Here is a 13,627-nt window from a genome sequence, read left to right on the forward strand (position 1 = left end):
GTTATTTTTGTATTTGCTTTAAAAATGCTTGCACTATTTTATAATCATCAAAATCGAAACGTTCACCTTTAATTTCTTGATATGTTTCATGCCCCTTACCTGCTATTAAAATAATATCGTTAGGCTTAGCTAATTGACAAGCTGTTTTTATGGCTTGCTTTCTATCTACAATGGTTAATGTTTTTTTGTAATTCTGAGGTTCAACTCCTTTTTCTATATCATTAAGAATTTTTTCTGGAACTTCACTACGCGGATTATCGCTTGTAAAAATGACTTTTGTACTTAAAGCCGAAGCTATGTGTCCCATTTTTGGGCGTTTGGTTTTATCCCTATCTCCTCCACAGCCAACTACTGTAATTAATTCTTCATTCTTAGTTCGAATACTATTAATGGTTTCCAATACATTCTTTAATGCATCTGGTGTGTGCGCATAGTCTACTATGGCTGTAATTTTTTCATCAGAAATTAAATACTGGAATCGTCCACTTACATTATCTAATTCACTTATCAAACGTAATATTTCAACCTTTTCTAAGCCTAATAATTTAGCAGTAGCATAGATAGCTAGCATATTATAAGCATTAAAGCCCCCTATTAATCTAGCCCAAACCTCACTGTCATTTATTTTAAGCAATAAGCCACTAAATTGGTTTTCTAAAATTTGAGCTTTATAATCTGCATATTCTTTTAAAGCATACGTAAGCTTTTTAGCCTTAGTATTTTGCAGCATAACCAGCCCATTTTTATCATCGACATTTACCAATGCAAAAGCTTTCTCTGGAAGTCCATCAAAAAACGCTTTCTTAACATCTCTATATTCCGAAAAGGTGTTATGATAGTCTAAGTGATCGTGAGATAAGTTAGTAAATATGCCCCCTGTAAAATGCAAACCTTCTGTTCTGTGTTGATGAATCCCATGTGAACTCACTTCCATAAAACAAAACTCAACACCTACGCTATTCATTTCCTTTAAATAGCTATTTATAGTTAATGAATCCGGCGTTGTATGTGTTGCTTTATACTCGGTATTATCAACCATAATTTTAACTGTTGATAACAACCCAACTTTGTAACCTGCTTTTTTAAACAACTGATATAGTAAGCTCGCTACCGTTGTTTTTCCATTGGTTCCAGTAACACCAACAAGTTTTAAATTTTCCGATGGGTTCTCGTAATAATTCGCTGCCATAACAGCTAAAGCCCTGCTAGTGTTATCAACTTCTACATAAGTAATACCGTCAATCAAATTTTCTGGCAACTTCTCACACACAACTCCTATCGCTCCATTATTTATAGCAATGTCAATAAAATCATGTCCATCTGCTATATTTCCTCGAATGGCAACAAACAAATCGCTTTTAGTGATTTTCCGAGAATCAAAATCAACAGCACCCACATCAACACTAGTACTACCTACTACAGCATTAATGGTTACCTTGTATAATATATCTTTTAATACCATCATGACGCTTTTAAAACCACTGTTTGATTATTCTTTAATTTCTCGCTTTTATCAACAGATTGCGATTTTATAACACCATTCCCACTAAGCTCAACCTTTATATCCACATCCATATTCTCTAAAAGCGCTAACGCATCCATTGCTGGTAAACCAACAACATTTGGCATTATTGTTCTATAAGTTGTTGCCGTTTTATAAAAGCTTTCATATTCTTTTTCTGCAGAAGCAACCTTAACTTCTAGCAATTCAACCTCATCAATCTTTGGTGTATCTGTATATATTTTTTGCGCTATTCTTTTAAATACGGGTCCCGTAACATCTGCTCCAAAAAAACCAACCTCTGTACTTGGCTTATGAATAACCACTATGCATGAATATTTTGGATTTTCCACAGGGAAATATCCCGAAAAAGAAGAGATATATCTTTTATTTTCTACCCAATCCTTCATCCAATATTCCGTTCTCGCAGTCCCCGTTTTTCCTGCCATTGAGAAATTTTCAGAATATAACTTCTCACCTGTACCTCTAACCACTATATTTTTTAAAATCTCTCGAATTTTACTTAAAGTTTCATCAGAGCAAATCTTTTTCTTAATCACTTCTTTATCAAAAGTTTCAATTTCTTTATCAAATTCTTTTACCGCTTTTAAAAATCTTGGCTTCACAAGTTCTCCGTCGTTAGCTATCGCATTATAAAAGGCCAATGTTTGAAGCGGTGTTAATTCTAAATTGTAACCGTATGCCATTGAAGGAAGCGCATTTCTACTCCATTTCTCACCGCCTGGCTCTGGAATATCGGGCTCTCCTTCACCAATAATTGAAATACCTAAACGCTCGTTTAATCCCCATTCCTTAAGCTTATTTATGAATTTCTTAGGATTATCTGAATAATGCTTATCTATTATAGTAGCCAAACCAATATTAGAAGAAACTTCTAACGCTCGAGCTGCTGAAATTTCCCCGTACCCTCCATAATGAGAATCATTTATATATCTACCATAAAACTTTTTTCTACCTTTTTGAGTATCAACAATTGTAGATGTATCAATAACCTTATCCTCTAAAGCTGCCATCATTGCCATCACCTTAAATGTAGAACCTGGCTCATGACTTTCTCCTACTGCATAATTTAATTTTTCATAATACACGCCTTTACTTGTTCTACCCAAATTTGAAATGGCCCTAACTTCTCCTGTTTTCACCTCCATAACTACCACACAACCATGTTCTGCCTTATACTTATTTAACTGTTTCAAAAGCGCATGATGAGCTATATCTTGAATATTAACATCTATAGTTGTGTAAACATCATACCCATCTTTTGGTTCCACTTGGTTATGATCGGTCATTGGCTTCCACTTACCATTGCCTATTTTTTGTTTTTTTCTTATTCCGTCTGTCCCTCTTAAATATTTCAATCCAAAAGCACCATCAATACCAGGTCTGGTCACATTTCCTTCTTCATCAAAACGCTCGTACCCAATAGTACGTCTCGCAATATTTCCCATAGGAAACTCCCGCTTCGTTTTTTGCTCAACAATTAATCCTCCAGAAATAGCACCACGTTCTAAAAGCGGGAAATTCCTAAATCGAACATAATCTGTATAATTAATATTCTTGACTAATAAGTAATATTGATTCTTATTCAATCTTGCCTTCCTTATCCCTCTCTCATAGTAGCTTGAAGGTTTACCTAAATACCCCGAAAGCGAGTCACATAAAGGCTTTATAAATTCTTCAAAGGTTTTATTTTGAGATGTCACAGCATCTATAGCAATGTTATACTTTGGAATTGATGTTGCCAACAAACTACCATCGTTAGCATACACATTCCCCCTGTTTGCCGGTATAGTAATATCCTGAATATCTCTTTTATCAACCAGAGCACGATATTTGTCTCCTTGTAAATACTGAATGCTTAACAATTTAAACATCACAGCAAGCCCAAAGACGAACATACATCCTGCTATAAAATACAATCGGTTCAATATGCCTTTTTCGTTTACTGCCAAAGACTCGCTTTATTTTTGAGATTTTATTTTTATTTTTTTAGGCGGTATCACCGAAGGTGACAAGCCTTTTTCTTTCATTTTACGAATAACTGCCGATTCCATTTTAAGCCTCATAAGTTTTGAACGTCCATCAACAAAAGCCGAACGCATTTCTTTGACTTCATTTTTTAATCGGGCTATTTCATATACTTTTTTATCAGCGCTATGTGAGCTTGCTATCATTATAATTGCCAAAACAGAAATAAAAATGATAAACCTCCAGTTCTTAAAAGAATCGTCACTTACCAAAAAGGTTCCTTTTAATATGTTATAGATATTTTTTTTCATTTCTCTCTGTCTCTTTGAGACATCTCTCCATAGGAGAGATTTTAATTATTTTTAAAGTTTTTCCGCAATTCGCAACTTTGCACTTCTAGCTCTACTATTCATATTTATTTCTTCTTTTGTAGGCACAATTAAACCGTTTACTTTTTTTAATGGCACTTCAAAATTTCCAAACATATCCCGTTCTGGCTCCCCTTCAAACATCCCATTTCTAATAAAACGTTTAACCAATCTATCTTCCAGAGAGTGATAGGATATAAAACTTAATCGTCCTCCTTTAAATAAGACCTCTGGTGTTTGTTCTAAAAACTCTTTTAAAACTTCAATTTCTTGATTCACTTCTATGCGAATGGCCTGATAAATTTGGGCCAACACTTTGTTTTCATGTCTTGGCGGCAAAAATTTTCTCAATACATTTTTTAACTGCTCGCTTGTTATTATCGGCTCCGTTTTTCTATACTCAACTATTAGTCTTGCCATGGCTGGTGCTGCTCGCAATTCTCCATATTGCAAAAACACTTGCTTTAATTGCTCTTCTTCATATTCATTTACTACATGAAAAGCAGAGAGGTCATTTTGCTGGTTCATCCGCATATCTAAATCTGCTTCAAAGCGTGTAGAAAATCCTCGTTCAGCAACATCAAATTGGTGAGAGGAGACTCCAAAATCAGCCAAAACACCATCCACTTGTTTTACACCATGAAAGCGCAAAAACCGTTTTATATATCTAAAGTTCTCATGAATCAATGTAAAGCGAGGATCATCAATTGTATTCTCCAAAGCATCTTTATCTTGATCAAAAGCAAACAGTTTTCCGTTTTCTCCCAGCCTACTTAATATCTCTTTACTGTGACCACCGCCACCAAATGTCACATCCACATAGACACCATCAGCTTTGATAGCCAAACCATCTACGGTTTCTTTTAACAATACAGGGTTATGATATTCCATTGTCATCATCGTCTTGTCCCATTACTTCTTCAGCTAAATCGGCAAAATCAATAGCAGCATCATCAATAGCTTGTTCATATAAATCTTTATCCCAAATCTCAATAATATTTATAGCCGAGGCCACAACTATATTTTTCGAAATATTTGCAAACACTGTTAAATCTTTTGGGATTAATAAACGCCCATTAATATCAACATCAACTACTTTTGCCCCCGCAGTAAACCTGCGAATAAAATCGTTGTTTTTCTTTTTAAACTTATTAAGCTTATTCATTTTTTGCATTAAAACTTGCCACTCACCCATTGGATACAACTCTAAACATTTTTGAAACACGGAACGACGTAATACAAAACCGTCAGATAAAATAGAAGACAACTGCTTTTTTAAAGCAGCGGGCATCATTAACCTTCCTTTTGCATCAACTTTACAATCGTATGTCCCTGTTATTAAGTCCAAAGCAGTTTGTTGAAATTTTAACGTTTAATTTTCAAATATATTGAAAAATATACCACTTTTTACCACATTATACCACTTTGTTAATAATTTTTCGACTAAATGGAGGCAAAAAACGTTTTTAGCATAAAAAAAGGACGCTTAACTCTTACTATCAAGATGTTAAAGACAAAAATTTAATAACAAATATTTTATCAACATTCCTTACAGAATGTTTTATTTTTGACAAATAATTTAAATGGTTAAAATATGAATGAATTAACTATATTTGTTTTTAATGCAATGACCGACCAATAATGATGTATCGTTTAAAAAAGGAAAAAGAATACAGTTACATTGAAGCTGGAGAAGGCACGCCAATTGTGGTGTTACATGGCCTTATGGGAGGATTAAGTAACTTTAATGCTGTTTCAGATTTTTTTAGCTCAAAAGACTATAAAATCATTATTCCAGAATTACCTATTTACACTATGTCTTTGTTAAAAACCAATGTAAAAAGCTTCGCTAAATATTTACACGATTTTATAGAATTCAAAGGTTTTGACGAAGTTATTTTACTAGGAAATTCGCTAGGTGGACACATAGGCTTATACCACACCAAATTGTATCCAGAAAAAGTAAAAGCGCTTATTATTACGGGTAGCTCTGGACTTTATGAAAGTGCTATGGGTGGTGGTTACACAAAACGTAGCGATTATGAAGTCATTAAAAAGAAAGCGCAAGAGGTTTTTTATGATCCAGAAGTGGCCACTAAAGAGATTGTTGATGAAGTTTATGAAACTGTAAACGATCGCAATAAACTTATAAAGACATTAGCCATTGCTAAAAGTGCCATAAGACATAATATGGCAAAGGATTTACCAAATATGAATATACCTACTTGTATTATCTGGGGTAAAAACGATACCGTTACACCTCCGGAAGTTGCTGAAGAATTTAACGAGCTTCTACCAGATTCTGATTTGTATTGGATAGATAAATGCGGGCATGCTGCTATGATGGAGCATCCAGATGAATTCAACACTATTCTTGATGCATGGCTGAATAAAAGAGGGTTTTAAATTTTTAAGCCTGCTAAATCAAGTTATATTACAAAAAAACTAAGTTCAATTAATAAGGTTCCCGGCTTTATTGAAATAAATTCAGTACTGATCTCGGGAATGATTAAAATATGAAGATTAAATCTGCCGAATTTGTGATGAGCAATTCTGATGTTGCAAAATGCCCAAAAAGCATGATACCTGAATATGCTTTTATTGGTAGAAGTAATGTTGGTAAATCGTCACTAATAAACATGTTGACCAGTAGAAAAAGCTTAGCTAAAACGTCTGGCAGACCCGGAAAAACGCAGTTAATTAACCATTTTTTAATTAATAAAAATTGGCATTTGGTAGATTTACCTGGTTATGGGTATGCACGTGTTTCTAAAAGTTCTAAAAAAGTATTTCAAAAATTTATAACACAATATTTTGGTTTACGCGAGCAACTTGTAAATGCTTTTGTTTTAGTGGATATTAGACATGAACCTCAACCTATAGATTTAGAATTCATGCAATGGCTAGGAGAGAATGGTATTCCATTCTCCATTATTTTCACAAAAGCGGATAAGCTGAAACCAAAGGCAATCGATAATCATGTGGAGGCTTATAAAGCTATTCTTTTAGAGACTTGGGAAGAAACACCAAATTACTTTATAACCTCTTCTTCTAAGGATATTGGTAAAGAGGACGTTTTAGGATATATAGATTCTTTGAATGAAAACATGCGTTTAGATTCTAATAGTTAGAACCTGTTTTTTTCAAAATTACTGTCTACCATTTTATCTAAAACTTCTTTTCTATGGTTTCCACTAACTGGAATAAGGCTTGAATAGTTACAAATTTTGTAAAGTGATCTCAAACATTAAAATATACGATAAAGGGTTCTGAATTGAAAATATATAATAATAACTCTAGAAAAGTATATTGAGTAAAAATACCCTGCCCAATACATGGCCATTTAATTCTTAACATCCAAAGCATCACGTAAGGCATTCCCAATAAGCATAAACGCCATAACCAAACTCATAATACATAGTCCGGGTATAACAGCCAAATAAGGTTTACCGAGTATAATATAATTATAGTGATCTTTAATCATAGCGCCCCAGCTGGCCATAGGTGGTTGCGCTCCGATACCTAAAAAACTAAGTCCGCTTTCTATTAAAATGGCTCCCGCAAAATTAGCTGCTGAAATCACAATAACCGGAGCCATTATGTTAGGTAAAATATGTCTGGTTATAATTCTAAAATCATTAAATCCCAAGGCTCTAGCTGCTGTTACATATTGCATTTCTTTAGCACTAATTATTTGTCCACGTACTACTCTAGCAACTTCAACCCACATAGTAAGCCCTACAGCTATAAACACTTGCCAAAAACCTTTCCCTAAAGCTAGAGTTATAGCAATAACAAGTAACAACGTTGGGATTGACCAAGTAACATTAATAATCCACATAATAACAGCATCAACTTTACCTCCAAAATACCCAGCTACACTACCCATAAAAACACCGATAAGTAACGAAATAAAAACTGCTACAAACCCTATAAAAAAAGAAATCCTAGCACCTATCAATACACGACTTAACAAATCTCTCCCATATTTATCTGTACCAAAAAGAAAAGTCTTTGCTTTTATATATTTACCTACTTCATTATTAGGAAAAACACTTAGCGAAGTTGTTTTCTCAACACCTTCTAGTCCATCTGATGCATACTCTTTATACATTAGCAAGTCTTCTTCTATTAAATATTCTGAAATAGGAACCTCAGTATCTGTATTTTTTTTTCCAAAGAAAACTTTGCCTAACCAACTTTGATTACTTTCTAATTGTGATGGTATCGTTAGCATTTCAATTTTAAAACCTGGTTTTTTAGAATGAATTGATAAGTGCATTTGGTTTGCAAACTGCGAATCATCTGGAGCAAAAACATAAGCAAATACAGATACTAAACCAACAAATACAATAAAGCCAAAACTAAAAACGCCCCAAAAGTTCTTTTTAAACTTTTGGAGCGCTAATTGTTTTAATGAGCTTGATTTATGACTCATAAATAAATTTATTTTCTTACAGTAGATGCCACTTTTTTAATCGGATACGACATTTTTAAATCTTCTAATACATTAAGTGCTTCCTCAATATAAACATCTTGACTTAAACTCTGATGCCAACGTTCACGTTTCTCTTTTAAATCTGTTCCATCTTTAGTGAAAAGCGATTTTTCATAGCTATGCGATTTAAACGTTAAGTTTGTTTGATATTTAGATATAGCCTTAAATTTTTCAGACTCTTCATCATTTAAATCTAGCTTTGCTTTATACTTTTTGTAATTCAATGAATATACTGTTTCATCAATTTTACTCTTCACCCATTTAGCCTTTTCTTCAATAAGCTTTAACTGCTCATTATCGACCATACGTTCTTTACTTCTTTTTACAGTTTCATTGTAATCGAAATAATATTCCCAAGGCGTGTAATTTGCGGCGTCAATTTCATCCCATGGCAATGGATTTTCTTTATCTTTTTCTCCTACATCAATAAAGCTAAAACGTCCAGGTACTTCCACATCACTTTTAACACCTTCTAGCTGTACCGACCCACCATTAATCCTATAATACTTCTGAGTTGTTAAAGCTAAAGCTCCTAAATCCCCACTTGTATTACTTCTTATCATCTTATTTAAATTAATAACATTTTGAACGGTTCCTTTACCATACGTTTGTTTACTCCCTATAATTATGGCACGCTTATAATCTTGCATAGCAGCAGCCATAATTTCGGAAGCCGATGCAGATATTTCATTAACCAAAACAACCAAAGGGCCATCCCAAGAAATAGATTTATCCATATCTTTCAGGACTTCTTTAGCTTCACCTGTAGAACGTACTTGTACAATGGGGCCTTCTTTTATAAACAAACCAGCCATATCTACAACTGCTGGTAATGATCCACCTCCATTATTACGTAAATCTAAAACCAGGCCTTCCATACCTTCCTTTTTCAAACGCTCAATCTCATTTTTCACATCTATAGCAGCATTTACATTTTTATAGTCCTTAAAATCAACATAAAAAGCTGGCAAGTTAATCACTCCAAATTTCTTGTTACCTTTAACAACTACTGAAGATTTAGCATACGTTTCAACCAACTCCACAACATCTCTTACGATATCAATATCTTTAACTGTTCCATCTACTTTTTTTACAGTTAGCGTTACTTTGGTATCCTTAGGCCCTTTAATATATTTAATCGCATCATTAATACGCATTCCAACTATATTTACAGGAAATTCTTCATCTTCCTGCTTTACTTTTAAAATAAGATCTTCAACTTCTAGCTCTTTACTTCTCCAAGCTGGTCCTCCAGAAATAAGCTCTACTACTTTAATATAATCCATTCTTTTTTCCAACCTAGCCCCAATACCTTCTAATTTACCAGACATACGCTGATCAAAATCTTCTTTTCCTTTAGGTGCTAAATAATAAGTGTGCGGATCGAACTCTTCAACAATAGTATTGATATAAATGGCAAACCAATCTTCACGCTGCAAATCATCAATATTATCATTAAAATAAATATCAATAGAATTTAAAGTTGCATCACGAGCTTCTTTTTCAATTTGAGCTTCTGTCTTCATTACATATGATGCATCTTTTTCTTTTGCTAATTCTTCCTCCTCCATCAAATCATCATAATTAGAAAGTGTAGAGAACTTAAGCTGCTTTCTCCAACGCTCCTTCATATCTTTTCTGCTATTTACATACTCACTATTTTCATGATTTGTATCAAAATCTTCATTAATTGTGTAATCAAAAGGTTTGGCTAAAACTTCTTTATAAATTTCTTTTGCTTCTTCTATACGTTCCAACATGCGCTTATTCACAACATTGAAAAATGTAATCTCTGGCTCTCTTGCTTTTAGTTGGTTATCGAGAAAAAACTTATACTTTTCAAAATCCTTATAATCAGATTCATAAAAATAACGCTTCACTGGATCCAGAATTTCAATATAATCTGTAAACAATTCAGCTGAAAAATTGTCATTCATAGCAATAGGATCGAAATGACCTTCCTGCAATACAAATCTTATGATTTGAATTAGTTTTTTATCTTTATCTGGATTGTTGAATTTCTTTGTAGTAAAACTGCAAGATCCAAATGCTAATAATAATAAGAGAGACAATATTTTATAATTCCTTTTCATAATTTTTTTCATCTATTAATATTTAATTACTCTTATAAAGTAATATATATAATTCACTAAAATAAAGAAAAAATTATGCCAACATAGGCAATTGACACTAATTTTTTGTTAAACAGAAGAAATTTACAGTTTACTGGCTAAATTGTGTATTTTAGCGACGCCTTAAAAGTATTATATGACAGAAAAACCACTCATATTAATTACAAACGACGACGGTATTAGTGCTCCAGGGATTAGATCATTAATTTCGATTATGAATTCTATTGGTGAAGTTGTAGTTGTTGCTCCAGACAGTCCACAAAGCGGCATGGGCCATGCTATCACACTAGACTCAACACTTTACGCCGAACGTATTTATATGGATAACGGACCTCAAATTGAATACAGCTGTTCTGGAACACCTGCCGATTGCGTAAAATTAGCTATTAGAGAATTGTTAGACAGAAAACCAGACCTTTGTGTTTCTGGTATTAACCATGGTTCAAACTCATCTATAAACGTTATTTACTCTGGTACTATGAGTGCTGCTATTGAAGCTGGTATTGAGGGAATTCCAGCTATTGGTTTTTCTTTACTTGATTATACCTGGAATGCTAATTTTGAGCCTTCAAAAACATATATAAAAACGATTACCGAACAACTTTTAAATAATAGTCTGCCAGACGGTATTGTGTTAAATGTTAATATCCCTAATATTTTACAAAAAGACATTAAAGGCATTAAAATTTGCAGGCAGGCAAAAGCGAATTGGGTTGAAGAATTTGATAAACGTAAAAATCCACAAGGGAAAGACTACTATTGGCTTTCAGGAAAATTTGTTAATTTAGATGGTGGTGAAGATACAGATGAATGGGCTTTAGAACAAGGATACGTTTCTGTTGTCCCTATTCAATTTGATTTAACTGCTCATCAACATATTAAAAACTTAAAGACTTGGAATTTGAATGATTAAAAAAGATGTTTTTATAGGAATATTTGTTGGTTTAATAGCTAATGCCATTGGTCTATTTTTTTCAGCTACTTTTTTAGGACAAGGAGATGATTTTATAACAGTTATTAAAGCCGCGTCTGCACAAGGCTTTTTAGGCAAGTTAATAAGTTTAGGTGCCATTCTAAATTTAATAGTATTCTTTATTTTTATAAGAAAAAAACAAGATTATAGAGCAAGAGGTGTTTTATTAATTACTGTTTTTATTGCTGTTTTCACATTTATTTTCAAACTTTTTTAAATAGTGAAGTTACATCTGAGTATTTTTACAAATTAATTTTAGACAGATGAAATATTACATTCTAGCAGGAGAAGCATCAGGAGATTTACATGGTTCTAACTTAATGAAAGCATTATTAAAAGAGGATGTTAATGCAGATATTAGGTTTTGGGGAGGCGATCTTATGCAAGCTGCTGGTGGCACTTTAGTAAAACACTATAAAGAGCGTGCATTCATGGGTTTCGTTGAAGTCATTACGAATTTATCTAAAATTTTCAAACTCATCTCGTTTTGTAAAAGTGACATTAAAACCTATAATCCTGACGTTATTGTTTTTATTGATAACTCTGGGTTTAATCTACGGATAGCAAAATGGGCAAAACAGCATAATTTTAGAACTAATTATTATATTTCCCCTCAGGTTTGGGCTTCAAGAGCTGGCAGAGTAAAGGCCATAAAACGGGATATTGATCGCATGTATGTTATTCTTCCTTTTGTAAAACCTTTTTACAAAAAATACAATTATGATGTGACATTTGTTGGGCATCCATTAATTGATGCTATTACAAATCGTGAGCAAATTGACGAATTTGAATTTCGGGAAACTTATAACTTAGGAAATAAACCTATTATTTCATTATTACCAGGAAGTAGAAAACAAGAAATAACGAAAATGCTTTCTGTTATGCTAAGTCTTGTTAGTGATTATCCAGATTATCAATTTGTAATTGCTGGTGCCCCTAGCCAAGATTATAGTTTTTATGAAACTTTTATAAAATCTTACGATGTCAAATTTATTTCTAATAAAACGTATGATTTATTAAGTGTTTCAAATGCAGCTTTAGTAACATCTGGAACTGCTACTTTAGAGACTGCTCTGTTTAAAGTACCTCAGGTAGTATGCTATAAAGGGAGTGCTATTTCTTATCAAATTGCAAAGAGAATTGTCACGTTAAAGTTTATTTCGTTAGTTAATTTAGTTATGGATAAAGAAGTGGTTACTGAACTTATTCAAAACAATCTTAATAAAAAAAGCCTCAAGTTAGAACTAGACAAAATCTTAAACCCTGATATTCGCCACACATTATTTTTAGAATATTATGAGTTAGAAAAAGCTCTAGGCGGAAAAGGTGCCAGTGAAAAAACAGCTAAATTGATTTACGATAATTTAAGCTAAAAAGAGACAGACTACTAGCAAAGCATAATAAAACAGTGCTATTTTGCTAAGATTATTTTGTTTGCGATGAAATAACTTTTGATTGATTTTTTTGTTATTGAAATAAACTTTCTATTTACTTATAAATCAATTCGTAGTATGAATAAAACCACAGTTGACAAAACAGCTCCTAAAAAATAAAATTTATTTGTATCTTATTTTATTATAAATTTACAATTAGCAACCCAAACCTACTTTAATTTATAATGAAAAGAACCATCTTAATTCTTTTAATGATTATTGGCTTCACTAGCTGTAAATCTTCAAAACGTGCTAAAAGCAGGAAAGAAGCTTCTACTACAATCATAAGTAAAAAAAACAGAAAAGAAACTGCTTCCTACAAAGCCAAGACAAAGAAAAAAGGATCTAAAGCTGATAACATTGTAAACTATGCAAAACAGTTTGAAGGTGTTCGTTATAAATGGGGAGGTACTACAAAATATGGAATGGATTGTTCTGGGTTAGTTTTTAAATCTTTTGGAGCTTATAACATAACATTACCTAGAATAGCAAGAGATATTGCTAAAAAAGGGAATAAAATACCTCTAAGGAAAGCACAACAAGGTGATTTACTTTTCTTTAAAACTAGTAAAGAAAGGAGGCATCGTATTAATCATGTTGGTTTGGTTGTAAAATCTAAATCTGGAGACATTAGTTTTATACATGCAAGCACTAGCAAAGGTGTTATTATTTCTAAACTTTCTGAAAACTATTGGAAATCAGCATTTGTAGAAGCACGTAAAATATTGTAAGG

The 13,627-nt window shown here is 32.8% G+C and carries 13 protein-coding genes; 6 read left to right on the forward strand and 7 right to left on the reverse strand.

Annotated elements, in window-relative coordinates; genetic code table 11:
* Position 1: 1 nt before the first annotated feature.
* The 5 genes from Q4Q39_RS17265 to mraZ form a co-directional block, all read right to left on the reverse strand.
* The gene (locus tag Q4Q39_RS17265) at positions 2 to 1,465 is read right to left on the reverse strand and encodes a UDP-N-acetylmuramoyl-L-alanyl-D-glutamate--2,6-diaminopimelate ligase (protein WP_303283805.1); all 1,464 of its coding nucleotides are present in this window, start codon (positions 1,463 to 1,465) and stop codon (positions 2 to 4) included.
* Positions 1,462 to 3,420 (reverse strand): penicillin-binding protein, encoded by a 1,959-nt coding sequence (locus Q4Q39_RS17270; RefSeq protein ID WP_303283889.1) that lies wholly within the window; start codon positions 3,418 to 3,420, stop codon positions 1,462 to 1,464. Before Q4Q39_RS17270 ends, Q4Q39_RS17265 begins: the two co-directional genes overlap by 4 nt.
* A gap of 63 nt (positions 3,421 to 3,483) precedes the next feature.
* A complete protein-coding gene (locus Q4Q39_RS17275) occupies positions 3,484 to 3,801 on the reverse strand; it encodes an FtsL-like putative cell division protein (protein ID WP_303283806.1) in 318 nt (105 codons plus the stop codon).
* Positions 3,802 to 3,852: 51 nt separating this feature from the next.
* Positions 3,853 to 4,749: a 16S rRNA (cytosine(1402)-N(4))-methyltransferase RsmH gene (gene rsmH, locus Q4Q39_RS17280; protein ID WP_303283808.1), complete on the reverse strand. Its 897-nt coding sequence runs from the start codon at positions 4,747 to 4,749 to the stop codon at positions 3,853 to 3,855.
* Positions 4,736 to 5,206, reverse strand: coding sequence for a division/cell wall cluster transcriptional repressor MraZ (mraZ, locus tag Q4Q39_RS17285; RefSeq protein WP_303283809.1), 471 nt, complete (start codon positions 5,204 to 5,206; stop codon positions 4,736 to 4,738). Before mraZ ends, rsmH begins: the two co-directional genes overlap by 14 nt.
* Before the next feature lie 293 nt (positions 5,207 to 5,499).
* On the opposite strand from mraZ, the gene Q4Q39_RS17290 reads away from it, so the two are divergent.
* Together Q4Q39_RS17290 and yihA are read left to right on the forward strand one after the other, a co-directional pair.
* On the forward strand, positions 5,500 to 6,264 hold the full coding sequence (locus tag Q4Q39_RS17290) for an alpha/beta fold hydrolase (protein ID WP_303283810.1): 765 nt from the start codon (positions 5,500 to 5,502) through the stop codon (positions 6,262 to 6,264).
* Positions 6,265 to 6,374: 110 nt separating this feature from the next.
* Positions 6,375 to 6,989 (forward strand): ribosome biogenesis GTP-binding protein YihA/YsxC, encoded by a 615-nt coding sequence (gene yihA / locus Q4Q39_RS17295; RefSeq protein ID WP_303283811.1) that lies wholly within the window; start codon positions 6,375 to 6,377, stop codon positions 6,987 to 6,989.
* Positions 6,990 to 7,201: 212 nt separating this feature from the next.
* Here yihA and Q4Q39_RS17300 read toward each other — a convergent pair whose 3' ends face one another.
* Both Q4Q39_RS17300 and Q4Q39_RS17305 read right to left on the reverse strand, forming a co-directional pair.
* Positions 7,202 to 8,296 carry an ABC transporter permease gene (locus Q4Q39_RS17300; RefSeq protein WP_303283812.1) on the reverse strand — a complete coding sequence of 365 codons (1,095 nt, stop codon included), beginning with the start codon at positions 8,294 to 8,296 and terminating at the stop codon, positions 7,202 to 7,204.
* Positions 8,297 to 8,304: 8 nt separating this feature from the next.
* Entirely contained in the window at positions 8,305 to 10,449 is a 2,145-nt protein-coding gene (locus tag Q4Q39_RS17305; RefSeq protein WP_303283890.1) for a carboxy terminal-processing peptidase, read from the reverse strand.
* Positions 10,450 to 10,624: 175 nt separating this feature from the next.
* Here Q4Q39_RS17305 and surE point away from each other — a divergent pair, with 175 nt between their 5' ends.
* The 4 genes from surE to Q4Q39_RS17325 all read left to right on the forward strand — a co-directional run bounded on the left by surE (position 10,625) and on the right by Q4Q39_RS17325 (position 13,625).
* Positions 10,625 to 11,401, forward strand: a complete 777-nt coding sequence (surE, locus tag Q4Q39_RS17310) for a 5'/3'-nucleotidase SurE (RefSeq protein WP_303283813.1) — start codon at positions 10,625 to 10,627, stop codon at positions 11,399 to 11,401.
* On the forward strand, positions 11,394 to 11,678 hold the full coding sequence (locus Q4Q39_RS17315) for a hypothetical protein (protein WP_303283814.1): 285 nt from the start codon (positions 11,394 to 11,396) through the stop codon (positions 11,676 to 11,678). Before surE ends, Q4Q39_RS17315 begins: the two co-directional genes overlap by 8 nt.
* 46 nt (positions 11,679 to 11,724) lie before the next feature.
* Positions 11,725 to 12,834, forward strand: a complete 1,110-nt coding sequence (gene lpxB, locus Q4Q39_RS17320; RefSeq protein ID WP_303283816.1) for a lipid-A-disaccharide synthase — start codon at positions 11,725 to 11,727, stop codon at positions 12,832 to 12,834.
* A 245-nt stretch (positions 12,835 to 13,079) separates the two neighbouring features.
* Complete coding sequence (locus Q4Q39_RS17325; protein ID WP_303283817.1) at positions 13,080 to 13,625, forward strand: C40 family peptidase; 546 nt, start codon at positions 13,080 to 13,082, stop codon at positions 13,623 to 13,625.
* The last annotated feature ends 2 nt before the right edge of the window (positions 13,626 to 13,627 follow it).

It is taken from the genome of Flavivirga amylovorans (assembly GCF_030540875.1).
GTDB lineage: Bacteria > Bacteroidota > Bacteroidia > Flavobacteriales > Flavobacteriaceae > Flavivirga > Flavivirga amylovorans.

What these genes read in the sequence shown, in the direction of transcription:
- Q4Q39_RS17275 (WP_303283806.1), bottom strand. Translation starts at nt 3,801, where the DNA reads ATGAAAAAAAATATCTATAACATATTAAAAGGAACCTTTTTGGTAAGT.
- yihA (WP_303283811.1), top strand. Translation starts at nt 6,375, where the DNA reads ATGAAGATTAAATCTGCCGAATTTGTGATGAGCAATTCTGATGTTGCA.
- Q4Q39_RS17305 (WP_303283890.1), bottom strand. Translation starts at nt 10,449, where the DNA reads ATGAAAAGGAATTATAAAATATTGTCTCTCTTATTATTATTAGCATTT.
- surE (WP_303283813.1), top strand. Translation starts at nt 10,625, where the DNA reads ATGACAGAAAAACCACTCATATTAATTACAAACGACGACGGTATTAGT.
- Q4Q39_RS17290 (WP_303283810.1), top strand. Translation starts at nt 5,500, where the DNA reads ATGATGTATCGTTTAAAAAAGGAAAAAGAATACAGTTACATTGAAGCT.
- lpxB (WP_303283816.1), top strand. Translation starts at nt 11,725, where the DNA reads ATGAAATATTACATTCTAGCAGGAGAAGCATCAGGAGATTTACATGGT.
- Q4Q39_RS17265 (WP_303283805.1), bottom strand. Translation starts at nt 1,465, where the DNA reads ATGATGGTATTAAAAGATATATTATACAAGGTAACCATTAATGCTGTA.
- Q4Q39_RS17300 (WP_303283812.1), bottom strand. Translation starts at nt 8,296, where the DNA reads ATGAGTCATAAATCAAGCTCATTAAAACAATTAGCGCTCCAAAAGTTT.
- rsmH (WP_303283808.1), bottom strand. Translation starts at nt 4,749, where the DNA reads ATGGAATATCATAACCCTGTATTGTTAAAAGAAACCGTAGATGGTTTG.
- Q4Q39_RS17315 (WP_303283814.1), top strand. Translation starts at nt 11,394, where the DNA reads ATGATTAAAAAAGATGTTTTTATAGGAATATTTGTTGGTTTAATAGCT.
- Q4Q39_RS17270 (WP_303283889.1), bottom strand. Translation starts at nt 3,420, where the DNA reads ATGTTCGTCTTTGGGCTTGCTGTGATGTTTAAATTGTTAAGCATTCAG.
- Q4Q39_RS17325 (WP_303283817.1), top strand. Translation starts at nt 13,080, where the DNA reads ATGAAAAGAACCATCTTAATTCTTTTAATGATTATTGGCTTCACTAGC.